This window comes from Corallococcus sp. AS-1-12, from assembly GCF_020036995.1.
Taxonomy (GTDB): Bacteria; Myxococcota; Myxococcia; order Myxococcales; family Myxococcaceae; genus Corallococcus.
In genome coordinates, this window is record NZ_JAIQDD010000022.1 from 77,046 (window position 1) to 102,186 (window position 25,141).

The following is a 25,141-nucleotide window of genomic DNA, read 5'->3' on the forward strand; positions in this document are numbered from 1 at the left end:
CCAACCCATGATGTTTCATGCCTTGCGGGGCAAGGAACCAGACACGGTGGATCGTCCAGGCTCACTTGACGCCGCTGGCCCCAGGCCGGTAGCTTTTTCTAAACATTGTCACCAGCCCGAGCAAGCTTTTGCCCCGGGCGGTCCCTGTGACAAAACGTCTCCCGCCACCCCTGGTCATGAACCCAGACACACTCGCGCGAGTCCTGTGGCAGGAGGGGCAGACCCTGCTGCCTGAACACTTCCGGGCCCAGGAGGAATCCCTCTCCACGGAGGCGCGGCGCTACGCGGGGTTCGCGGGGCTGCCGGTGGTGGGCGTGAGCGCGCTGCGCTTCAATGATGTCCTGCTCGCCAAGGGCTCGGTGGCGCTGGAGGAGTTGACCGCGGTGCTGCCGGGCGGCCACCTGGTGGAGGTGCCGGGCAACGCGGAGGTGACGCCGCTGTCACTCGAGGAGACGGGCCGCACGCGGGTGACGGTGTACCTGCACCTCCTGGCGGTGCTGGAGCCCCGCGAGGACGTGGCGCCCGCGGGCGCCGAGACCCCCAGCGTGGTGCGCGCGGGACGGCGGCTGTGCCTGTCGCTGGAGCCGGTGGTGGACGACACGGTGAGCAGCCTGTCGTTGGCGGTCTTCACCCGGAACGCGGACGGGCCCTGGCGGCTGTCCGCCACGCACCTGCCGCCGCTCTTGAGCGTGGGCCCCCACCCGTTCCTGGAGCCTCTGTTCGAGCAACTGGACGGGCTGCTCCAGCAGGCGCAGGGGCAGTTGCGCACGTCGCTGCGCGAGGGCCTGGTGCGGGGCGACCGGCTGGCCAGCGCGCGGCGGGCGCTGTGCGAGGTGCGCAGCCTCCAGGTGCTGCGCCAGGACATGCGCCAGGGCATGCAGCCGCCGCCGTACCCGCTGGTGCAGGCGCTGCGGCGGCTGTACTTCGAGACGTGCTGCTACCTGGAGGCGGAGCCGGACGACGAGCTGCCCGCGTACGAGCACGAGGCGCCGGGCCCGGGGCTCGCGCGGTGGATGGAGCTGCTCACGCGCGGCTTCCGCCCGCAGGCCAGCCCCATGTCCTACCGCGCCTTCGACTTCCAGGACGGGCACTTCAAGCTGACGCCGCTGCCCAAGGAGACGCCGCCGCCGGATGACTTCTACCTGCTGGTGCGCCGGCAGGAGCGCGACCGGCCCCGCTCCATGGAGGGCGTGAAGCTGGCCAGCCCCCTGCGGCTGCCGGCGGTGCGGCGCCAGGCCTTGAAGGGCGTGCCGTACCGGCACGTGGCCTACCCGTCGTTCCCCCACTCCTTCGACGCGGACATCGACTGGTACCAACTGACGCCCCAGAGCGAGGAGTGGCAGTCCGCGACGCGCGAGGACGGGCTCACCTTCTTCGCCACGCCCGCGCTCGAAGGGGCGCAGGTGCTCCTCTACTGGCGCAGGGCCTGACGGCGGACCGAAGGGGGGAACGGCGCGCATGCCCAAGCTCATCTGCATCATCGACATGGACAAGGAGAAGGGCATTGTCCTCACCACGGAGGACAAGGACGGGAAGATCCTCCAGACGGTGAAGATGGACGGCGAGGCCATCACCCTGGAGGTGAAGGGCGACAGCGCCACCAGCACCATCGTGCAGAAGCAGGACAGCGTCACGGTGACCTGCAAGTCCTTCGTGCTGAAGGCGGAGACCATCGAGGTGACCTCCTCGAAGGCGTCTTCGTGGAAGAGCGAGGACACGTTCGCGCTGGAGAGCCTCAAGGCCTTCACGGTGACCACGAAGGACGAGCTGACGCAGAAGGCGGCGAAGGACGCGACGCTCTCCTCGGACAAGGCCGTGACGATGAAGGCGACGGCGAAGTTCAACGTGGAGGGCGCCGACGTCCAGGTGGAGGCCAAGAGCGGCGCGGTGAAGCTGAAGGCCCCGTCCATCAAGGCGGAGGGGCAGACGGACGTCACCCTGGAGGGGCCACAGGTGAAGGTGAGCGCGAAGACGCAGCTCTCGCTCAAGTCGGACGCCGTGGCGGAACTCAAGGGCGGCATGGTGAACGTGGGTTGAGGGGGGCGCGATGAAGCTCGAGCACTGGCAGGTCGTCTTCACGCAGTACCGGCAGGCCCAGTCCGTGCTGGACGGGTGGCTGCCGCAGGTGGCGCCCGGCTCGGCCGCGGCGGCGGGGCTCCTGGGCCGCGAGGGCCTGCGCAGGCTCCACGACGAGCTGCTGGAGGTGATTGAGCGGCTGCGCGCGGGCCTGGGCGCCCACGCCCGCGACGAGGAGGTGCAGGACGCGCTCAGGCCCTTCACCTACCTGGTGGACGAGCGCGTGCTCCTGCGGCTCGCGGACGCGGAGCAGCCGCTGTGGCCGCTGCTGCAGTACCGCCTCTTCGGCGAGGACGGCGGCGGCGAGGCCTTCTACACGCTGGCGGATCAACGCCTGGACCAGCCGGGCTCCCCCGCGCTGCTCTTCGAGATGCTCCACTTCTGCATCACGGCGGGCTTCGGAGGCCGCTACCTGGGGCACACCGCGAAGCTGCGCGAGTACCAGGAGCGGCTGTCCGCGCGCATCGTCACGCCCCCGCCACCGCCCGCGCCCGCCGCGTCCGGCGAGTCCCCGGGGCCGCTGCTCTACGCCCTCCCCGTCCGCTACTACGCCGTCAGCGCCGCGAGCGTGCTGGGGCTGCAGGGCCTGCTCTGGTGGGTGACCCGGTGAAGCCGCAAGCCGCGCCCGCGGCCCCCATCGACGCGGCGCCCGCCCTGCTCCAGGAGGTGCGCCGGACCCTCGCCGCGCGCCTGGACGTCGGACGCCACGGCCTGGAGCCCATGCTGAACGAGCTGGCCCGGACGCTTTCCCTCTTGATGCCGGGGCCGGGTGACGCGCGGTTGTCGCCGGAGGAGCAGGAGAAGGTGCGCGCGTCGTTCGCGGGCATGGTGGACACGCTGGAGGACGTCCTGGAGGCCCTGCATCGCTCGGGCCGGGCCGGGAACGTCCTGGGCTGGGGGGAGCGCTGAGCCATGGATGTCCTCAAGAAACTGACGGCGTTCATCCCGCCGAAGTGGAAGCCGTACGCGCTGGTGCTCCTGGCGCTGCTGGCCCTCTTCGTGCCGCTGTTCCTCGTGTGGCGCGCGAAGCGCAAGAGCGCGCCGGCCGGAGGCACCGCCGCGCCGGAGCCCCTGGCGAAGAACCGGCTGCGCAAGGTGCGCGAGAAGTTCCTGGCCGGGCTGCCCCTGCGCCACCGCGTGGCGGTGCGGGACCTGCCAGGTGTGGTGGTGATGGGGCCTGCGGGCGCGGGCAAGTCGCGGCTCATCGAGCTGGACCTGGACTGGAAGCGGCAGGCGCGGCAGTTCCTGCCCAGCCTCCTCAACGACTCGCTGCTCCAGGTGTACCTGGGCGCGGACGTCGTCGCCCAGGAGGTGTCCCCGCAGCTCCTGGAGGACGAATCGCCCCAGGCGCGCGAGGCGCTGCGCCGGCTGTGGAAGGACAGCTTCGGCGGCGGTCAGCAGGCGCTGGCGGTGCTGGTGCTGGACGCGCGCTGGCTTCAGGACACGCCCCCGGACGAGGTGCGCCGGGCCGCCCAGTTGCTGCGCGGCAAGCTCAACCTGCTGGCGGAGGTGCGGGGCGGCGCGCTGGAGACGCGCGTGTGCCTCACCCACCTGGATGAGCGCGAGGGGTACGCGGACTTCGCGAAGCTCTTGCGCGCGCACCACGTGCCGCTGCGCTTCCCCCTGCCCCCGGCCGGCCAGGAGGGCAAGCTGGGCTCGCTGCTCAAGGCGCAGGAGCAGTACCTGGCGCTGGGCCTGACGGCGCTGCCGGTGGAGTCCTTCGAGCGCCTGGAGCGCTTCTATTCCGAGGGCCACGCGCCCTTCGAGGCGCTGTCGCGCTTCGTGACGGCGCTGATGGAGGGCCAGACGCTGGCGTACGCGCCAAGCCTGGCCACGGTGTCGCTGTCCTCCGCGGACAAGGACGCCAGGGACCCGGACGTCCTCTCGGTGTCCGCCGAGGCCAGCACGGCGCGCGCGGTCCACGACCGCTACCTGCACACGCACCTGCGCCGGGCGGTGCTGCTGGGCCTGGCGTTCGCGCTGCCGCTGCTGGTCGCGTACGGGCACTTCGCGTGGAGGCTGGGCCAGGCGCGCACGCGCGTGCAGCGCTTCGAGGACATGGTCCAGCGCATGCGCGACCAGGGACAGGAGGTGTCCGGGGCCGCGGTGCAGGAGCCGGTGCTCGCGGCGGGCCAGTCCCTGGACTCGCTGTGGCGGGCGATGAACACGTGGCCGCTGTTGCGCTACAGCTTCACCGGCGCGCGAGAGGACCTGCGCCAGCGCCTGGCGCGCGGCATCCGCGAGGCCCACATCCGGCCCGCGCTGGAGAAGTGCCACCGCCAGCCGGACACGTGCCGTCCGGAGCAGGTCGTCTACCTGCTGGCCACGCTGCACGGCTCGCGCGAGGAGCCGCTGGGGCAGTTGGTGCTGTCCAGCCTGAAGACGCGCCCGAACTGGAGCTTCGTGTCGGAGGGGAGCCCGGCCGAGCCCGCGGGGGACCTGGCGGCGCTGGAGGCGGGGCGCTCGTGGGTGACGGCGGTGGGACTCAACGAGTCCCTGGTGGCCGACTACGTCGTCATGAGCAACCCGCCCTGGTCGGCGCCGGACACGCCCGAGGCCAGTTGGGCGCGCTGGCCCTTCCCGGAGCCGCTCACGCTGGAGGCGCAGTTGATGCCGTGGCAGGCGCACCTGCGGCGGCTGCAGGACCTGCTGGCGAACCGGGCCGTGGAGCCGCGCGAGCTGGAGCGGCTGGACGCGGACCTGGAGTCCATGCAGGACGAGCGCAGGCGGCTCCAGGCGCTGCTGGATGACAGCGCGCGCTTCAGCAGCCTGCCGCGCGCGCTGGAGCTCCTGGCCGCCTCCGAGGCGCGCGTGGACACCAGCCGCTTCCGGGGCATCCCCTCCACGCTCAAGACGGTGGCGTGGATCAACGACCACCGGGACGCGCTGACGAACGTGCTGCGCATGGAGGAGGAGGCGTACCTGGGCGTGAAGGCGGTGCAAAAGATGACCGTGGCGGAGCTGCTGGTGCGCGACGGCCTGTGGCTGCCGGGCAACGGCCCCACGGTGCTCCAGGTGCCGGTGCTCCAGAGCACCTTCGAGTTCCGCCCCAAGGACAGCTCGCGGCTCCTGCACCAGGCGCTCCTGCGCTACCACGAGAAGACGGGGCGCCTGCCCTTCGGCGTGGTGGAGGGCGAGGACGCGGTGGCGGCGCGCGGCGGCGCGACCCTGGCGGCGGACCGGCTGGAGTTCGACACGCGGCTGCGCCCGCTGGTGGACGAGTTCACCACGCGCATCAAGGGCGCGGGGCTGCCGGTGGAGGAGGTGTCGCAGCGCCAGGAGCACGTGCGCCGCAAGGTGAACCAGTTCGCGTTCCAGTACCGCAACCGGCTGTTCCAGCGCGTGTCCGGCTACCGCTTCCAGGCGGTCATCCCCGCGCTCCTGTCGGAGGAGCTGTCGCGGCTCACGCAGCCGTCCTCGGAGCTGGTGGACATGCTGCGCGACGTGGCCCAGGGCGTGGCGCTGGAGCCGTTGGACGGCCCCTTCTACGAGTCGCTGCGCAACGCGGTCGCGCCGTTCAAGCCCATCGCCACGGTGATGAAGCCGGACGAGACGGGCAACTACACGGCGCTCAACCCCTACCGCGCGCTGGTGGCCCAGATGTCGGACGAGCTGAACGCGGTGCCCCGCCCGGGCGTGGTGCCCGCGGAGGCGACGGCGTCGCTCAACGGAGGCCTGGCCACGGGCAGCGCGCAGCCGGCGAGCGGTGCCGCGAGGCTGCCGGAGCTGCTGACGCCGCTGGGGCGGCTGGCCTTCGCGATGATGCTGGAGGACGACACGTCCTACCTGCGCAAGGTGGACGCGTGGCTGGACCAGCAGGGGCTCATCGGAGAGCTGCGGCAGCCCTTCCGTCAGCCGTTCCTCGCGGTGCGCGAGCTGGGGCAGCGCGAGATCGAGCGGACCCTGGAGCGGCAGTGGGACGACGCCTCGAGCCGGTTCCTGCGCCCGCTCCTGGGCCGCTATCCGTTCACGCCGGACGCGACGCAGGAGGTGGATCCGGGGGACCTGGAGGTGCTGCGCAAGCAGGACGGCGCGTTCTGGGAGTTCGTGACGCGGGTGCTGGCGCCGGTGTGCGAGGAGCGGGGCTCCGAGTGGGTGGCGCGAGGCGCGCTCCAGTCTCGGATGACGTTGCCCCAGGGGATGTTGCCCACGCTGGGGAGGCTGTCGCGGCTGGCCCGCATGTTGTGGGACACGGAGGGGCGGCCCCGGCCGCTGCTCCTGCAGGTGATGCCGCTGCCGCTGCCGAAGGCGCCCACGCAGGGCAGCTTCGTCACGCTGGGTTCGCTCAAGTGCGGCAAGACGACGTTCCTCGCGTACAACCAGAGCCCGTCGTGGCAGGAGTTCCCGCTGGCGTGGTGGGACCAGCAGACGGCGTCGCTGATGCTGGAGGTGCGCGCGCCCGCGGACCAGTCGGTGCAGTACGCGTCGCTGGAGAAGTCGCGTTCGGCGTGGAGCTGCTTCCGGCTGCTGGAGTCCTCGCAGTCCACGGAGGACCCGCAGCACCGCCGCTGGTCGTTGCGAGCGCGGGGCGCCACGTCCACGGACGGGGTGATGGACCTGCGCTTCGGGCTCAAGGGTGAGCCCTGGATCCCGTTCCGCGAGGTGCCGCGATGAAACCGTGGGCAGGCTGCATCCCCCTGGCGCTGTGTTTCCTGGCCGCGTGCCAGCCGAGCACGCTGCACCTGAGCGTGAAGGCCCCGTCGGGGACGAACCAGGGCCGGCCGCTGTACATGCTGGTGCGCAAGGTGGACCCGAAGCAGTTCGCCGTGGAGTCCTACGGCGAGGTCTCCGCGCGCATCTTCCAGCCGGACGCGGACGTGCTGCTGTCCGCGCTGATCTACCCGGGGACGCTGCAGCGCATGAAGGTGCCGCTGCCGGAGAACGCCCCGGTGGCGGTGTCGTTCCTCTTCACCGCGCCGGACGGCACCTGGCAGCAGTTCGTCAACACGCCCGCGCCGGGCTCGCTGGACATCGAGCTGCTCGAAGGACGCATCCGCACGGGGACGCAGCCCGCGGCGCCCAAGGAAGGCGACGACGCGGCGAAGCCGCCCGAGCCGCCCGCCGCGCCGAAGCCCCCACCCTCCTCTTCCGCCAAGGCCCCGGCCCTCCACGCCGAGAACTGAGGTCGCCTCATGCAACGCATCCTGCTCATCCTGACGGCTGCACTGTGCGTCCTGACCGCCTGCGGTCCCGAGGCGGAGAAGCCCCCCGCTGTCGCGGACAGCAGGGATGCGCGTGTCCGGGACCAAGGTGCCGCACTGCTCCCCGCGGATCCCGCGGCCTCGCTCAGCGTGTCGGAGACCGCCGTCGACTTCGGCGACCAGGCTCCGTGCGCGCCGAGGCAGAAGTCCATCAAGCTGTTCAACACCGGCAGCACGGCGCTCACGGTCCACCGGGTGACCACCACCGGAGGCTTCACCTTCAACGGCATCTACGACACGGCGCTCAACCGCTGCGACACCAACTGCTCCGTGCCCATCACGCCCGTGAGCAGCACGGACGCGATGACCGTGCGCATCGGCTTTGCTCCGCTCCAGCCCGGGACCGCCCAAGGCACGCTGACGCTCTACACGGATGATCCCGCCGCCCCGTCCATCGTCGTGACGCTGGATGGAAAGGCCTCGGGCCCGCTCATCGTGCTCGGCCAGACGTCCGTGGCGTTTGGCGCCCGTGAGCTGGGGACTTCGACACCGCGCAACGTCACGGTGATGAACCTGGGCAATACGAACTTCACGATGGAGCCGTCCGCCACGGCCCCCTTCAGCGTGTCCGGCGCCTCGGTGACCCTCGCGCCCGCCAGCTCGAAGACGCTCGTGGTGAGCTTCAACCCCTTGACCGTCGATGACCTGGGCCCCCTCTCCGGTTCGCTCTTCCTGACGAGCTCCTCCGTCGTGTGCCCCACCCCGCCCTCCGCCGCGCTCACCGGAGAGGGGCTGTCCCCCGCGAAGCTCTATGTGAGCCGCGCCTCCGTGGCCTTCGAGCAGACGCCGGTGAACACCGACAGCGCCACCCAGGAGGTCACCGTCCGGAACGACGGCGACGCCCTGCTCACGGTGAGCCAGTTGAAGCTGCCCGCCGGCTCCCCGTTCCGCGTGGACACCGCGGGCCCCTTCAGCCTGGCGAAGGGAGACACCCAGCGGCTGAAGCTGACGTTCCGCCCCACGGCGACGGGCAACTGGACGCACACCCTCAGCTTCACCATCAACAGCGCCGACGTGCCCGCCGTCACCCTGACCGGCGGCACGCCGTCCAGCCCGAAGCTCGTCCTGAGCCGCACGGACGTGGCCTTCGAAGAGACCCCGTTCAACACCGACAGCGCGCCCCAGGAGGTCACGGTCAAGAACGGCGGGGACAGCCTGCTCAAGGTGACCGCCCTGACGCTGCCGGCGGGCTCTCCCTTCCGGGTGGATACCGCGGGCCCCTTCAGCCTGGCGCCCGGAGACACCCAGCGCCTCCAGTTGACGTTCCACCCGACGCCGACGAGCGCCACGAGCGGCAAGCTCACCTTCACCAGCAACGACACCGCCGCGCCCGAGCTCAACCTGTCCGGCACGACGACGCCCGGCAATGCCTGTCTGGGCATCTCCCCGCTTTCGTTCGTCTTCGCCGAGCAGGAGGCAGGAGACGTGGGCAGTGAGCAGCAGAAGGTGACGGTGACCAACACGGGGAACGTCTCGCTGACGGTGACGCCCACGGTGACCACGGGCGGCAGCGCCTTCTCCGTGAGCCCCAGCGCGGCGTTCACGCTGGCCCCAGGCCCGGCGGGACGTGAGCTCTTCATCACGTTCAACCCCGGCGCCAATGAGAGCGGCGCCGTGGATGGCGTGCTCACCTTCGGCACGTCGCCCACGACGTCCTGTGTCTCCACCGTGCCCCTGCATGGCACCGCGCGAAAGACCTCGCTGGGCGTCAGCGCGACCACGCTGACCTTCGCTGACTACACGGTGGGCGACCAGCCCCTGACCCAGCAGGTCATCCTCTCGAACAGCAGCAACTGGCCCATCAAGGTGTTCCCCGTCTCCTCCGGCCTCCTGGACCCCTTCTCGGTCTCCGGCATCCCGGCGGAGGGACTGACCCTCCCGAAGAACGGGGGGACGGCCCCGGTGACGGTGACCTTCGCCGCGACCTCCTCGGGTCTGTTCTCGAAGACGCTCCAACTCCAGACGGATGCCTCGCAGCCCGCGCCTTCCGTGACCATCACCGGCCGGGCGCTCGCGCCGGAGCTGACCCTGGTCACCAACCCCCTGCCGTTGCCCAACGTCGCTCCCGGAGGCGAGTCCACGGCCGACGCGACCTTGCGCAACACCGGCAACCAGGCCCTGTTCCTGTCGAAGGTCATCCCGGAGAGCGACGCCCTGTTCCAGGTGGTCGACTTCCTGCCCCAGACCGTGCAGCCGGGCGGAGAGACCAAGGTGAAGGTGCGCTTCCGTCCCCTGACCAGCACGGGCGACCTGGAGACGCGGGTGCGCTTCTACACCACGAATGACCGGCAGCTCCCGCCCGTGCTCATCGTCAAGGGCAACTCCAACGGCCCCAACGCCATCTTCACCGGGACCGAGATCAACTTTGGTTACAGGCAGAACCGGAGCACCCACGTCAACCTCAGCCTCAACGTGAGCAACAGCAGCACCGCCTCCGAGCCGCTGAAGGTCACCCAGATCCGCATCCAGCCGTCCGGCACGGCGTTCGCCGTGGATCCGGTCACCGCCTCCGAGCCCGAGCTCGCGCGGGGTGCCAAGCGGCCCCAGCCCTTCCGGGTGACCTTCAGTCCCAACATCGAGGACCAGCAGTACGAGGCCAGCCTGGAGATCACCTACCAGGGCACCCAGAGCAACATCGTCACGACCCGCAACTTCCCGCTGCGAGGCATTGGCGCGGAGGCCAGGTTCATCACCTCGACGGATGCCGTGAACTTCGCCGCCACGCAGCCCGGCAGCTCCGCCGTGCTCCCCCTGAACATCCTCAACACAGGGCATGTGGATGTGGACCTGGCGGAGGTGGCCGCGAACCTCGGGACGTTCAACATCGACGTCCTCGGCTGGCCCAACCCCATCGTCCCGGTGAACGGCTCACGCCAGATCGAGATCACGTTCGCCCCCCAGCTCTCCGGCAACTACTCCGCCAACCTCACGCTCGCCACGAAGGCGCCTGCCACGGCCAGCCTGGTCGTCAAGCTGTCCGGTGTCGCCGCGGTCGCGCAGATGCAGATGAACAAGAACCTGCTCGTCTTCAATGACGTCCCCCGGCTGACGTCCAGCACGCAGACCGTCACGCTGACGAACATCGGCTCCGCCCCGCTCACCATCAACAATGCGATAGGAAGCGGCTTCTTCACGGCCCGGCTGCAGAACAACCAGCAGTTCCCCGTCCGCCTGGAGCGGAACGAGGTCGCGCTGCTGGATGTCGTCTTCCGTCCCGAGTCCGCGCAGGATGTGACGGGCACCGTGCACGTGCTGAGCAACTCGAACGACAGCACGGACCAGACCATCCAGGTCTCGGGCCGAGGCACCACGCCCGTGATGGTGCTGCCCGGAGGCGCCCCCGAGTTCGCGCCTCAAGCCATCACCGTCGAAGGGGATCCGCAGCCGCTGGTGGTGAAGAACGACGGCAGGGCCCCGTTGGTTGTCTACTCCGTGTCGGTCCCGGACCAGTTCTGCCTGCGTGACAACACGCAGAAGACCACGGCGTGCCCCTCCACCCTGAGCGCCGTCGTTCCCGCCTTCACGGTGGAGCCCGGCGGCGCGCATGCCTTCTACGTCTCGGCGAAGCCCACCCAGCTCCTCACCGTCGAGCGCAACCTGATCATCTCCAGCAACGCGGAGCCGTCGTCCACCAGCGTGAAGGTGGTCGTGGAAGGAGTGGGCGGCGTGAGCCTGTCGCCCACCAACATCGACTTCGGGCGGGTGAACTTCGGCTCGTTCGTGGAGAAGACGGTGACGGTGACCAACACCGGCATCACCGACGCGAACATCTCCGTGACGCTGCCGGCGGGGAGCTCGGAGTTCTCCGTGCAGGAGACGCTGCCCAAGGTGCCCGCGAATGGCAGCGCCCTGGTGAAGCTGCGTTTCACGCCGCAGGGGTCGACGGGAGGACTCCGCACGGCCAAGGCCACGGTGCGGGTGGAGGCGTCCCCCCAGCCTCCGCTGGAGCTCACCCTCCAGGCAACGGCCACGCTGGCGAAGCTCGCGGTGACACGCCGGGACGGCCAGGCCTTTGACGGCTCGCTGGACTTCGGTGGGACGCGGGTGAACACGACGTCGGATGGCATCGGGCTGAGGCTGACGCACGTCGCTCCAGGCGGAGCCGCGGACGCGGGCACGGACGCCGGGAGCGGCACGGAGGCGAGCACGCTCATCGTGAAGGACATCTCGCTGGACGCGGAGGACGCGAAGGCGTTCATCCTGCAGAAGCCGACGCTGCCCCTGGCGCTGAACGCGGGTGGCACCCTGGATGTGTCGGTTCAGTTCCGGCCGGACGCGCAGCGGCGCTTCAACGCGGTCCTGCGCATCAACTCCGAAGACAGCCAGGCGAGCACCATGCTCGTGACGCTGGCGGGCCGTGGACGGACGAACCAGCTCAGCCTGTCCACCCCCACGCTGGAGTTCGGCGCGCGGGTGGCCGAGTCCTCCGCCTCGGCGATCCGCTTCGTGCGGCTCACCAATGAATCCCTCCAGCCGTTGGTGGTGAGGGGGCTGGAGATCATCGGCGCGGCGGAGAACTCCGAGCCCTCGCACTTCAGCCTGGATTCGGCGCCGACGCTGCCGTTCACGTTGGCGGCCCAGGCCTCGAAGGACGTCTTCATCAAGTTCGTCCCCCGTCCGGACGTCACGTCCAAGGCCAACCTCCTGGTGGTGACGGACGACCTCGAGTCGCCGGATGCGCAGGTGTCGTTGTCGGGCCGGGGGCTCTCCACGGTGTTCCGCGCGCTCAACCGTTCGCTGGACTTCGGCACCGTGCGCCAGGCGGAGCCGGCGACGGCGAAGGTGGTGCTCACCAATGACAGCACCCAGGAGCTGCTGGTGATGCCCCCCAAGGTGGAGGGGCCGCAGGCCGCGAGCTTCCTGGTGGTGTCTCCCGTCCTGGGAGCGGAGGGCCGCGCCCTGCCGCAGGGTGACTCGCTGACGTTGGACCTGAAGTACGACACGACGCAGATTGGCGCGGCGAAGGCGACGCTGGTCCTGGGCACGAAGGACCAGGAGCGCGCGGCGCTGGTGGCCCTGTCGGGAATCTCCGTGGCCAGCTTCCTGACCCTCGAGCCGCTGGAGCTGGACCTGGGCTGGGTGGACATTGGCGCCACCAGCGAGCCGCGCACCGTGACGCTCACGAACCAGTCCGCGTCACCGGCGCGCTTGAGCGTGGTGGAGAACACCAACCCGGCGTTCGAAATCGACGCAAGCGCGCTGGACGCGGAGCTGGCGCCGGGAGCCCAGACGACGGTGGGCGTCACCTTCCGGGGCCAGGTGGGAGGCCCCGCGGAGGGCACGCTGAAGCTGCGCCTGCGAGGAGAGACGACGGCGGAGGCCACGCTCACGCTGAAGGGGCAGGCCAGGACCCTGGGAGGCACGGGCGGCGGCTGCGCCTGTGGGACCAGCGGGGATGGAGGCGCGGCACTGGCCCTGCTGCTCCTGCTGGGACTGGGGCTGGCACGTCAGACGCGGCGGACGCAGCAACGAGGCTGAGTCAGCGAGTCGGAGAGCGAGGGAACCCATGTCTGACGTCCCCAACATCATTGTCTTGGTGAGCGGAACAGTGGACCCGGTCAACAGCGACCTGAAGGCCCGCTCCGCGAGCTATCAACGCAGCACGAAGATGCTCGACCCAGATTGGTACTGGCAAGAGAACATCGGCTTGCGCAAGACCATCGAGGACCTGCGTCGGCGGTACACCAACGTCCATGTCTTCACGGCCCATGGATGGACTGGAGACAATGGCGCCACCAACCGCGAGGTCGCCGGGACCTACCTCGCCAACCGCCTCTGTGGCTCCGGGGGACAAAGCGCCTACTACAAGGGCTTCCTTGGCCGCGAAGTGGCGTTCCATCTCATTGGCCACTCCCATGGCGGGAACGTCATCAACGAGCTCACGGAACAAGCCGCCAAGACGTGGCCGCGCCAATGGAAGATCCGCAGCATCACCTATCTCTCGACGCCGTTCTTCACCAGGCAGCACCAGGTCAACACCCAGCCGCTTCACCCGGACTGCAAGATCATCAACGTCCACAACAAGTACGACTTGACACAGCGGGTCATCGCCGATTTTTCGCTCCTGCCATTTCATGACGCCTTTCAACGGGCGGAGTTCAACGACTTCTCCGCTCAGCTCTCGAAAGTCACCTTCAAGACCAGCGTCCTTGAGAGCGCCTTCAAGTCCACCAGGCCCCACGACACAGACAAGTCCCTGGGAATCAACCTGAAGCTCTTGATGGACCCCACCAAGGGGAAGGCGCTCTACGACAACTGCATCAGCGCGATAAAAAACGTCCAGGGCACCATCGCCAAGGCTCGCGAGGTCGTCTGCGCGCTCAACAACGTCATCACCTTCAATGAGCCCGCCGAACTCGCAGGCAAGCTCATCAAGAAGCGGCAGATCATCAACAACGAACTCGCCAACCGCTTCCAGGCCGAGCTGCTCGCGCTCGAAACAAGCCTGCACCCGACCCTCAAGGCCTTCGAAGCACGCCGGAGCAGCGGGCAATACCCGCTCATGGGATTCTTCGATGACCTGCACGCCGCCAGGTTCCTGAGGGCGCTCTCCCGGTTCCTCCAAGTCAACCCCAAGACCCTGAGCGGCCCGCTTTGCGATCTGATCGCCGCCACCTTCGAGAACCAGCTCCAGAGCTTCGACAACACCAGCGCATCCCCGGCCGCCCAGTACGCCAAGACGCCCTTCGCGGCCCGCATCATCGACGTCGACGTCACCAAGGAAGACGCCTACGCCCAGTTCCACCTCGACACGGCCTACGACAAGTTCGTGGGACGCCTGGAGAAATGCGAGGCCAGGTACGCCAGGTCCTCAAGTCGAACCGACCTGATGGACCTCATCTTCACCCTTCTGGCCAACCACACCCCCGTCAGCGCGATGATCTCCGAGTGGGGAGATACCGTCGTCACCTTCCGGCGCATCCTGGACGCGCTCGTGGTCTTGCTGAAGGCAAACAAGATCCTGCCATCGAGCCTGCTGGCGCTTCCAACCGATCCCGTCAAACTCTTCCGCGAGGCCGGTGCACTGATCAGCATTCCAGCGGTCGCTGCGCTGGCCGAATTGTGCTCCGTTGCCGAAACCTACGTTGGCATCCTCAAGGAGCGAGGCGTCGGGCAACTGGAGGTCACTCCCCTGTCTTCGCCCATCCTGCAGACGATTCAAGGGCAGGCCAGCTTGCATTTCCCGTATCAGAACGCCCAACCCGCCCCACTGGCGCTTGCAAAGCGGGACTTCACGCCTCCCGTATCCTATGGAGGCTTGTCCTATTTCATGCGGGTCTCGCACTCCATCAGCAGGCAGGAATTGTATCCCAAGGTCCGCGCCACCCTCGAGGAACAGCTCACCAGCACGAAGCGCTGAGAAGTCTCTTCAGGGCTTTTCGGGGGCGCAGCGACCCACGGAGCCAGGCCCACAGCGGGTGCCATCCACCCAGATGGCCTGCTCCAGTTGGGCGCCTTTCAGGTCCGCATCCTGGAGGTTCGCGCCGCGAAGGTCGGCGCCCTCCAGCGAGGCGTCGCGCAAGATGGCGCCCTGAAGCTGGGCGCCTTGCAGATTGCAGTACGCCAGGACAGCGTCTTTCAAATCCGCCGAGCGCAAGTCCACCCGCGGCAGGCTCGCCCCGCCGCTTGGGACAGAATAGAAATGAGACCGCTCGGTGCGTTGATACGGGCCTGAGGGGCCAAAGAACCTGCTGCCAGCGAGCCGGGCATTCCGCAGATTGGCGCCCGAGAAGTCCGCACTCTCCAGGGAGCGCGCGCCCTGAAGGTCCGCCCCTTCCAGGTTGGCGTCCTGGAGTTGGGTGCCCGTCAGGTAGGCCCCCTCGAACCGGGCTCCTTGCAACTCGGCGTGACTCAGATCGCTTGAGGCCAGGGAGGCCCCTCGCAGATCCGCGCCGCGCAGATTCGCCCGAGCAAGCCGTGCTTCTCGCAGGGAGGCGTCCCGGAGCTGCGCCCCTGGCAGCACGGCCCCCTCCAGACGCGCCCCGACCAACTGACAGCCGTTACACGCCTTGGTTTCCATGAACCCACGAAGCAGCTTGTCCTGGGCGCTTTCACAGCTTGTCAGCAGGCCCAACGACAACGTCGCGGGAATCACGAGGCGAACAAAGGGGGACCGCCAGCGAGGAATGGATGCCGACGTCATGATGAGACCCCTGGTGCCAGCGGTGGCGCTCATACGTCTCGTGAGCGGACGAGGCCCCGGCCTCGCGGGGCAGCAACGTACACGGATACCACGGTGGACGCGGGATTGAACAGGAGGCGATGCGCCCCCAGGCACCTACAGCCCGTTCCGCCGCAATCAGGTCCTCGCCTCGGGCACGAACCGAGCTCACGAGCGGCTGCGCCGCGATGTCTGGGAACAAGGCCGGTACCGGGCCCGGAGGTCTCCCTCCCGCGTCAAGCCGCCGCGGCCACCTGACCGTAGTAGTGCGCCGTGAGCTCGCCCTCGGTGGCGAAGCGCGGATAGCGGCCCTCGGCCAGCGTGGGCGCGTCTGGCAGGGCATTGGCGCCGGAGTGCTCCAGCAGCGCCGACAGGAAGCGCGCGTAGGCCTCGCGTGGCGCGACGCCGGGATAGCGCTCCGGCAGCCCGAGCCCGGCGGCCGGGATGCGCAGCACGGTCGGCCCCTGCTCCAGGTCGCCCCAGGACACCACCAGGTCGGTGAGCACCGTCTGCCGGGGAGCCGTCCCTTCGGGCCCGGCGATGGGCAGCATGCCCACGGCCACCGCCATGACCTCCGTGACGGCCAGCGACCGGCGCTGTCCTCCCTGCGACTCCACCATCAGGGCCTTGTCGGACAGCCCCAGGATGCGACAGGGGATGATTCGCGGGGGCAGCGTGGAGCTGCCGGGCGACGCGGGCGCCAGGGCCGCGACGGCGCGGGTCCGTGGCGCGGCGGACTCCGTGTCCAGGGCGATGCCCCGGTCCTTCCTCCGCGCCTCCATCCGGGCCGCTTCCAGCTCCAGTGGGCCAATCCGCTCCGCCAAGGTGGCGGCATCGCCGGTCGCCATCGGCTTCGCCCGGGCCAGGTACTCCGCCGCCTTCTCCGGCGCGTCGCGGCGCGCCAGCCGCAGCTCCGCGGCGCGAATCAGGGCGCGCACCGCCATGGCGCCGGTGCCCTTGCCCGCCGCGACATAGAGCGACTCGGCCATCCCCATCACGTTGGAGGGCGCCCCCTCCTGGTCCATGCCCTGCGCCACGCGCCAGGCGACACCCGGGCGCAGCCGGTCCACGGGGAACAGCTCTCCCAACTGGTCCACCGCGTGCCAGAGCGGCTCAGGGACGTCACGTCCGACCAGAAGCTGCAGCGCCTTCTCCACCCGCGCGGAGCCGGAAGGCCCCCGGCCGTCCTCCAGCTCCATCCGCCCCAGGGAGAGCAGCGCCTCGGTGTTGTCCGGATGGTCCGCCAGGATGCGCTGGAAGGTCGCCCGTGCCTTCTCACGGTCTCCGCCGTCCAGCGCCGTCTGAGCCTCCAGCATGCGCGGGTCCACCACCCAGCCGCCCTCACGCGCGGCGATGGCGGGGGCGACGAAGCGCTCCTCCAGGCGCGTCACACGCAGCGCGCTGGCCGCGACAAAGCCGAAGGCAAACCCGCCAATGTGCGCCATCACCGCGACGCCCGTGTTGTTGCCCCAGAGGAGGAAGTCGAGCACCTCGTTGCCGAACCAGAGCCCTGCCCAAAGCCAACCGGGAACACCGAAGGTTCCGCGCCAGATCTTCAGGAACCAGAGCAGGTAGCCCACGCGGACCTTGCGCGTCGCGAAGCGCAGACAGAACGCGCCCATGCACGCCGCCACCGCGCCAGAAGCACCGACCATCAGTGTCTGGGATTGGGGGTCGAGCGCGAAGTGGGCGATCCCCGCCACCAGGCCCCCCACCCCGTAGAAGGCCGCGAACAGCGGCCGGCCCCAGGCGTCCTCGAGCAGCAACCCCACGACGTAGAAGAACAGCAGGTTCCCCAGCAGGTGCATCCACCCGAGGTGCAGGAACATGTACGTCAGCCAGCCCCACTGCATCGGGCCCCGCGCGGGCAGGAGCCCCAGGCGGTAGAGCAGGCCCGAATCCCTCGCCTCCAGGATGCTCTCACAATGCGCGTCAAGCCGTGCCTGGAGCGCATTCACGTCCACGCCGCCGGCCGGCGCCTCCGCCTCCTCCTTCAGCCGGGCCAGCAGCGCCTTGCCGTGCTCACTCAGGAGCGTGGTGCAGCCCGGGGGCAGCTCCAGGTCGGGATGGGCGAGCGTCTCCTGGAGCAGCTCGCGAACCTCGCCCTCACCCACCCCGCCCGGGTTCGCGGGAACCACCCAGGTGATGAAGAAGGCCACGGCACAGATGGCGGCGATGGAGACGGAGACCCAGGGGCGACGGTCCAACGTCGCACCATCCACTCCAAGCGGGAGCAGGAACACCATGACGGAAGCCTCACCTCGGCGGGCGGGGCCCCCCACCCATGCAGCGCAGCGCGGAGCAACTCCGCGCGTTGCGCATGGACATAGCACGCCAGGGCGCACGCATTCACCCGGCGCACCCAACAGGCCTTATCCGCAAGCCCGAAAAACCACCGAACCACGCAATTCACATCTACCTCAGGCTTTCTCCCTTACACAGACGTAACGTGACCTCCTTGATCGGCACAAAGTCCTCCACCAAGCGACTGGAGGACGAGAATCCAATTCCAGCCACAGGATTGCCTAAGCTCCTCATTCGCAACACCTCTGCGAATGGAGGAAGTAAACTTGGCGGACGCGGCTCGCATCGCGATGAAGCAATTCCAGCTCCAGTCCATCAAAGGCGAACTGCGAACTCATCGTCGAAGCGTCACCAGGGGCGGTTCGCCGCTGGGCTCGCAACCAGTTGGAACTGGTGGCGAGCAGATTTCTGTTCAACACGCTGAAGCATCGCTCCGGGCCCCTGGTCACGCTACGACTGGAGCGCGACCAGGGCGCGGGCGAGGCTGAGCGCGACGGACGGAGGCAAAGAATAGGTTGCCGAAGCTCGCCACGGAACCCTCGCGTGGTCAGTCAACCTGGACAGGGCGCGACGCTCACCGTGGAGTTGCCTCTTGCTTTAGCAACCTGCTCGCACCAATAGCCCTCCGCCACGAACGGCCCTCAGGACAATGGACCATTCAGTATCGCCCCCTCGACTCCAACAACATCACCTCCCAGCCATTGCCAGAGCGCACGAGTTCCACGTCCGACCAAGACCCGCACATGCCCCCGCAGTATGCACGTAGCGTGGCGTGGACCCTGTCTCGGCTCACCCAATCAAATTCGCTAACAGAAAGAACAGACCCCTCCACCTTGTTCGCCACTTCAGAAGCTGCTCCGGGACGACGACCCGCCCATGAGACACCGCCACCAGAAATCCTGCACTCGGCGGCAGGCACTACGAACCTCGGCCCCTCTCGGTCCCACCTCAAAAAGGAGGCAGACTCGTATCGCTCAAAATCAAGACAATAGACAAACCCACCACCAAGACTGGCCTCGGAAAAAGGACGCGCCAGCACACACTCAAACACGGCGACCCGGATGCCATCTAAATCGTATCCATCCCCCAGTCTTCCACGAGCGTGACCGCACCCCGCGCTCACCAAGGATGCCCCGAGCAGCATCAAACCCGACGCCTTCATTATTCAGCCTCCTCAACCTGCCCATCGGGCAAACCAAAACAAGCCGTAGAAATTACAAATACTCCACTACTACCTACAGACCACTCTCTTTCCAAGAACATCGCAATCAACGCCATCCTGCGTCTTCTTGCCAACCTCGTCGGCATAGTCCTCGGTGGCTTTATTGAGAGGTCCACCATTGTCGTCAGGCGACCGATTCTCATACCCCGTAATGAGATCGATTCCATGGACCCCCTCGTGCGCTATCTTACCAACATCAGTCAGGATCGGCTTTCCCTCGGCCTTGTAGTCCTGGTCAACCACGTCAGCGTTCCTCCAATCCATGTTGATGTTGACGTCACCTGATGACCCACCACTCCCCCATTTACTGCTGGCCGGATTAGTCTTCCCAGCCGTGAATGCTTGCGATTTGCCATCGGCACTGAGCTGCACCGGAATACGTTCGTCTCCAAACCTGTACTTCACCGGAGACTTCTCCATGGCTGCCCACACCTTGGCACCGGCTGGGGTTTTTCTCCAAGCCACGATTGCCTTGAGAGTCCGGACGGATGCGCGAAACGGATCTGTCGACAGCGTGCGAACTTCGGCATCAAGCCCGTCAATGTCGACATATGCAACGGGATTGTTACTCGCATAGCCGTACAGGAGTGGTGGTGTTCCGGAGGCGATTTCAGCGACTACCCACTTCGGCTTCGACATCAACGGTTCAGGGGCCAAGTACCGACCGATGTTCGGATCGTAGAACCGGTTCCAGTTTTCGAACAACTCCGTTTCCGCGTCATAATACTGACCTGGCAGGCGCAAGGGCAGCCATACCGGCTTTGTGTTCGGCTCGAACCGGCGGTACTCGAAGCCGCTGAGGTACCCTATTGTAAGGACCCAATCATCGGACGTGTCCGGTCCCTGGCTCACGTAGAAGATACCATCCGAGGGTACGATCGCCCACCCCTGGGTTGTCACCCGCCCCTTGACCCCTCCCCAGATCTCCCCAACGCCGCTACCAAAACCTGGCAAGGCCTCGCCTTCAGCATCCGTCAGCATGATGCGGCCCTGCTTGTTTGCCTGCACCCACTCGAAACGGGCCCGCACCTGGGTTGTCAGGCCCGCGCCTGAGGGCGCATAGAGCTGGGCCATGTAGGGGTAGATCATGTTCGCGGCACCCGCGTAGTGCGTGCGCCTGTTTACGTGACCGAAGGGCTCGTAGTCGCCGGTGCCGCTGATGCGCCCCTTCGAGTCCAGCAGGAGAACGGGCTTCCCGAGGCCATCAGTTACCGGGAAGTAGGTGCCACAGGGTACGTCCGTCTCGATGCCAAAGCGCGCACAGTCCTGGGTGTTGTCCGCCATCCGCAGGAATGGGGAGTGAGCGAAACGGGACTTGATGAGAGCTACCGGTCGGCCATCAAGCCACACGTACTCGTCCAACACGTAGTCCGTCGTGCTCGGGCCTGCGGAGATCTGCCCCACATCCACCAGCAACTGTGTTCCCGAGTAGAAGTATTCGTCCTCACGCCCATCCCAACTGCGCTTCAAGCGGCGCCTTCCGACGGAATCATAAAAGTACTCGTAGTTGCGGTCCGGGCCTCCAAGTTGGGTGCTTGAGATCTGTCGGTAGACCGCTCCGAGGTCCACTGGAGAAGCATTAGTCGCGTCGAGAGTGAGCGAATAGTATGGCTGTGTCGCCGATTGGTTGAGGTACCAGGACGCATTGCTCATCCGACCTGACATGTCGTGCTGATAGCGGGTCGTGATGTCGTAAGGCAGGCAGGCCGAATCAGGCGGGCACGCGGGCGCCACGTGCTTTCGAGTGACGAGCTGATCCACCCTGGGGAATGCGCTAGTGTATTCCGACTGCACCGAGAACCCATTGCGGGTCTCGTTCGTCCTGTTACCACGAGCATCGTATTCATAGGCAATCGACTGATCTGCCCATGGAGAGTTGCCTGGCCAGTTGGTCACGTTGCGCAGTTGCAGCCGAGCGTCGAACCCAGCCGCTCCAGACTCCGACCCATAGTATTGAGTGCTGGGTGTAGCAGTACTCGACGTCTGGAGTACACATGTATCCTCGTCGAGCAACTGGTCTCCCCGGTAGCGGTAGGTCCGCTTGAAGACGTCTCCCAACGTCCCACGGGTTACGCTCAAGCCTGAGATCCGCCCGAACGGGACGCCTGCGGAATCCACCGCTTGAGAGAAGGACGCCGACGAGCAGTCCAAAATCCCGGCGTTGCTTCCCCCTTGGTGGTAGCGAACCTCAGCGGAGATAGGAATTCCCGATTCGCCACGAGAATGGACGCGGTAGGCCTTCAAGCCGCCGTAGGGTTCCCACTCCACTGCGGTAATCAGGGGGTCATGGCCTGATCTTCCGTCGGGATACAGGTGAGCCGCATAGATGGCGCTTACCCGGTGGGGCATGCCTGTACTGGCAGCATGATAGCGGTATTCATAACCACGGCCATACGGGTAGATTTCACCCACCAACCTCCCTGCGAAGTCGTAGGAGAAAAAGTGATTCGGACTGTCCTTCCCAGAGACGAAGGGCGACGTATTGCAGTCCTGCGACGGAGGCTGCGTCTGAGCACCACGAACGCGATACTTCGCGGTGACGCGTCCATAGGCATCATACTGAAACCAGGTCGCTCCAAATGAGTCCACCATGACGTGCTGCTGGCCAGGGAAGGCTGCAGGACAGTTCGCGGGAACAGCAGGAACCTGGCCGGCATACCAATGCTGATAGAGACGTTCTGACTGAGAGCTCCGCCGCGCGTCCGCCCAGAGAGGGCGGCCAATGGCGTCGTACTGATAGGCTGTCCAGCTCTCAGTCTGAGCCATGCTGGAGGTCTGCTTGACGATGGGGTTGCCCAGGTTGTCGTAGGCATACTGGATGACGCTGGGGCCTGCGGAAGGCGTCTGGCCGGGCGTCGCAGCCATTCCCCACGGGGCCTTCACCTCCAGCAGGTTGCCGAAGTCGTCATGGAGGTACTCGGTGGCCGGCTGATTGACACAGGTGTCCAGATTGGTACCGACCGCGCAGCCCTGCTTGATGCTCCGGACGTTTCCAGCCGCGTCATAGGCAATATGGGTCGCCGTCGCCGCGCTCCCCCCCGTTGGACCCGCCGCCTCCAGCATTGATACCAAGCGATTGAGACGATCGTACTCGAACGCCCGGCACTCGGGAGGCAGGGCATTCAACGCCCCATTCGTGGTGTTGAAGCCGCCGCAGAAGGCAGGCGGGCGGCTGTAGTTCGCCAGATAAGGAAGCCCTTCTCGAATCTGGTTGGACTCGGAGTCAAAGAGTGCCGTTGACGAGTAGGTGGAGTTCCAACTGGCCCCCTCCCCCCACTGCTCGCCAAAGCCTTGATAAGTGGGTCGACCGAGCGGGTCCGCGTCATAGGTCCGACGGGCACGAAGGACGCCCCCCGCCGCGAAGGTCTCCTCTTTGATGAGACGTCCCATACGGTAGGTGTAGTTCACCCGCTCGCTGTAGTTCACGCCGGAGGGAGTGGCGGCCGTCGCCTTCCATTGCAGCTTGTCCGTCAACACTCCACCCGAGCAGCCTCCGGAAGTCCCCATCCGGTAGCACTGCACTTCGTAGCGACCATCCGGATGCCGGATGAAGTCGCCGTGCGAGCCATTGTCATAGCCATAGTCCGTGACAAGGTCCGCCAGTAGACCCGCCTTTACCGTCTTGCGGACCAACTTCCCCGCCGCGTAGGCATATCGGGTCTGGATGCCCGCCGGATCCGTCGTCTGAAGCAGCCGTCCCTGGTCGTCGTAGGCATCATAGGTGGTGTCAAGGTACGGCGTACTGTCACACTGCGCACCAATAACAAACTGCGTGAACACACGCTTCCGCACCAGGTGTTGCTGCTGACCATTGGAGGCGTTCGTCGCACCGTAGAAGTACTGTGTGACCGGCGCATAACCAGGACATGCGGTCGCACTCGGACCAGGGACCGAGCACGGCCCTTCAACTTCAACGACGCGTGCCTGAAGATCCGCGTTCGCCGGCGACTCCCCTGAGCAAGAGCGATGGGTGCGATAGAACGTCGCCACGTGCTTCACGAAGGGTGCCGCGAAGCTGGTCCCGAAGCTCCAAGTATAGCCACTACGAACCTTGGCCAACAGTCGGTTCGTCGCAGGGTCATACTGGTAGGTCCAGGTCGCCTGTGCGTTGGCACCCACGCGGCTGGACATCGCCGAAGTTCCTGTCTCCTTCTTCAGTTGTTGCTCATAGCCCGGATAGGAGCCAGCGCGGCCGTACTCATAAGTGTATGACTTCGTGAGCAGCGCACCACTTCCGTTCGAATCGGTGGCGCCGAAGACAGCCGTCCGCATCTCCGAAGGAGGCAGGAAGTAGCCATAGGGATCCCACGGGACTTTCGACCGGCTGTCATTCCCCTGTTCCGACAACGCATTCGTGAAGACCGCGTAGTTGTTTCGTGAGTCCCGCTGAAATTTTGCCAGGGAAACCCAGCGAGTGCCTCCTCCAGTGGAGCTTCGGATTGATTCTGATTTCCAGCTCCGCGAATGCTGTGGCGAAAGGCTTATACCCAGGCCTTTGCAATACGGATCGTTGAAAACACCATCCTTTCCACACCTCACTTCAGCTCCGGTTGTGGCGACGCCGCGAGTCATCGACTGAGAGGCAATAAACGCACGCGACAGAGAGATCGTAGCCTGCTGGAAGCCATCTCCAGCACTCACTTCTTCCGTGAAGATCTGTTTCTGGGACGACGCGCACGAACCGCGCAGGCGGCCAGGGCCACACCAGGGCCCCTCAACGGCATTCTCCGCGGAAACCGTCTGCTTCCTGTTCGGCCACGTATTCCCATCTCCGTCTTCGAGAACATAGGACATCTCTGAGTGCAGGAGCTTGCTTGAAATAAGCACATCATCACGAAAAACCTTCCACATCGTCGTTTCGCTGGAGGAGTTATGCGCCCAGACGTAGGTCATCTTCGTCGGCACAGGAACTTCCGCCCCTGCAGGGACATTCTCTGACGCGCCTACGTAGTAGCGCGCCCCGCCCAACATACCTGCGGGGCTCGAAACAACCACGCCATCGCTGTTGTGCATCGCATAGTCGTAGGTCACGACGTTGCGCGTCCCCAGACCAGTTCCAGAGCTTCCCTCCTCCAGGTCAACCCTGGACAGGACACACTCGTGAGTGGACGCCAGCGTCGAGTCCTGCTTTGGGAGGCTGGTGTAACTGAAAGCCAACCGCGTTCCATTCATCAGGCTTGCGTACTGGACAAGCTGACTGGACTTCACAAAGGTCGTTGACGGCGCGGTGCAGCCCGCTGGCGTCGCCGTGTGGTACTGAAGAGATGCCGTCAGCCGATGTCCTGCATTTCCGGGAACCGTGCTGGTTCCGTAGGTTCTCGGTTCGATTCCCGTCAGGAAATAGGCATTTCCCCACTGCGTATAGGGGTAGATGGGAACCCTCGTTCGGCCACCTACCGACACACTCTGGGTGTACCGGTAGCGCCCCTCAGGACTGATGAGGGTGAATCCATCCCCCTCCCAACGCAGTTTGACATCCTGCTCGGTGATGGACGTTGCATAGGTACCCGCAACCTCGTGCTCGCAGGGACTGAAGCGAAGAGCCACGCCAGATGGGGTCATCACCTCGCAGAAAGACGTGATGACGTCCTCAAGCTCCGAGCTGTCCTTCTGATGGTTCTCGCCAAGAAGAACATAGCTGAAGAGGTTGTGTGTCCAGCGATAGGAACTGTATGAGTCAGCCGCATTCCTCACTCGGCCGAATGGCCAGTTCAGCCGCGTTTCGGCAGGACTGAGGGTGTTCGCCTCAGTCGAAGCAGAGAATGTCCGCGTCAGCGCGAAACCACCAATCGCAGAGGAGACGCTGAAGTCGGTCTCCGAATAGGAAGGGCGCAGAGAGCCCACGGGCACTGGCGCTTCCTCCGAAACGCCCGCGTTTCGAGGCCCCCCCAAGGGCGGGATAGGACTGAGCGGCTCCTGGTCTACTCGCTGTTGCACCTCTTCATCCGTGAGCGTCTCCGCCGCGAAGGCGACACCAACGCCCACCAATATGATGCCAGCGACCATCAAGCCTCTGACAACGCCCTTGCCCCATCTTTCTTTCACTGCGACTCCTGCGTCTGCGTTGGGATTTCCGCGGTCGTCCATGTTACCTCCCCCTCGAAACTCACTCATTACGCTCGTCCCTTAGCGACTCCGCAGCCAACCGGGGCTGACACAATCCCTCGCGCCTAGCCT

11 protein-coding genes are annotated in these 25,141 nt (G+C 66.5%); 8 read left to right on the forward strand and 3 right to left on the reverse strand.

Features of this window, described 5'->3' with window-relative positions; all coding sequences use genetic code 11:
- The first annotated feature begins 176 nt into the window (after positions 1 to 176).
- From tssK to K8556_RS27975, 8 genes are read left to right on the forward strand one after another with little or no spacing between them, the layout of a single operon-like run.
- Positions 177 to 1,430 carry a type VI secretion system baseplate subunit TssK gene (tssK, locus tag K8556_RS27940; protein ID WP_223743155.1) on the forward strand — a complete coding sequence of 418 codons (1,254 nt, stop codon included), beginning with the start codon at positions 177 to 179 and terminating at the stop codon, positions 1,428 to 1,430.
- A 28-nt stretch (positions 1,431 to 1,458) separates the two neighbouring features.
- Entirely contained in the window at positions 1,459 to 2,037 is a 579-nt protein-coding gene (locus K8556_RS27945) for a hypothetical protein (RefSeq protein WP_223743156.1), read from the forward strand.
- A 10-nt stretch (positions 2,038 to 2,047) separates the two neighbouring features.
- Positions 2,048 to 2,686 (forward strand): DotU family type IV/VI secretion system protein, encoded by a 639-nt coding sequence (locus K8556_RS27950; RefSeq protein ID WP_223743157.1) that lies wholly within the window; start codon positions 2,048 to 2,050, stop codon positions 2,684 to 2,686.
- On the forward strand, positions 2,683 to 2,985 hold the full coding sequence (locus K8556_RS27955; RefSeq protein WP_223743158.1) for a hypothetical protein: 303 nt from the start codon (positions 2,683 to 2,685) through the stop codon (positions 2,983 to 2,985). The genes K8556_RS27950 and K8556_RS27955 overlap by 4 nt, the downstream gene beginning before the upstream one ends.
- A gap of 3 nt (positions 2,986 to 2,988) precedes the next feature.
- Positions 2,989 to 6,690 carry a type VI secretion IcmF C-terminal domain-containing protein gene (locus K8556_RS39555; protein WP_304504014.1) on the forward strand — a complete coding sequence of 1,234 codons (3,702 nt, stop codon included), beginning with the start codon at positions 2,989 to 2,991 and terminating at the stop codon, positions 6,688 to 6,690.
- Positions 6,687 to 7,199: a hypothetical protein gene (locus K8556_RS27965; protein WP_223743159.1), complete on the forward strand. Its 513-nt coding sequence runs from the start codon at positions 6,687 to 6,689 to the stop codon at positions 7,197 to 7,199. The genes K8556_RS39555 and K8556_RS27965 overlap by 4 nt, the downstream gene beginning before the upstream one ends.
- A gap of 9 nt (positions 7,200 to 7,208) precedes the next feature.
- The gene (locus K8556_RS27970; RefSeq protein WP_223743160.1) at positions 7,209 to 12,755 is read left to right on the forward strand and encodes a choice-of-anchor D domain-containing protein; all 5,547 of its coding nucleotides are present in this window, start codon (positions 7,209 to 7,211) and stop codon (positions 12,753 to 12,755) included.
- Between the two features lie 28 nt (positions 12,756 to 12,783).
- On the forward strand, positions 12,784 to 14,637 hold the full coding sequence (locus tag K8556_RS27975) for a hypothetical protein (RefSeq protein WP_223743161.1): 1,854 nt from the start codon (positions 12,784 to 12,786) through the stop codon (positions 14,635 to 14,637).
- A gap of 9 nt (positions 14,638 to 14,646) precedes the next feature.
- Here the strand turns inward: K8556_RS27975 and K8556_RS27980 are convergent, their stop codons facing one another.
- The 3 genes from K8556_RS27980 to K8556_RS27990 form a co-directional block, all read right to left on the reverse strand.
- Positions 14,647 to 15,420 carry a pentapeptide repeat-containing protein gene (locus tag K8556_RS27980; RefSeq protein ID WP_223743162.1) on the reverse strand — a complete coding sequence of 258 codons (774 nt, stop codon included), beginning with the start codon at positions 15,418 to 15,420 and terminating at the stop codon, positions 14,647 to 14,649.
- 254 nt (positions 15,421 to 15,674) lie between these two features.
- Positions 15,675 to 17,645 carry a rhomboid family intramembrane serine protease gene (locus K8556_RS27985; RefSeq protein ID WP_223743163.1) on the reverse strand — a complete coding sequence of 657 codons (1,971 nt, stop codon included), beginning with the start codon at positions 17,643 to 17,645 and terminating at the stop codon, positions 15,675 to 15,677.
- Positions 17,646 to 18,973: 1,328 nt separating this feature from the next.
- Positions 18,974 to 25,051 carry an RHS repeat-associated core domain-containing protein gene (locus K8556_RS27990; RefSeq protein ID WP_223743164.1) on the reverse strand — a complete coding sequence of 2,026 codons (6,078 nt, stop codon included), beginning with the start codon at positions 25,049 to 25,051 and terminating at the stop codon, positions 18,974 to 18,976.
- Positions 25,052 to 25,141: the final 90 nt, after the last annotated feature.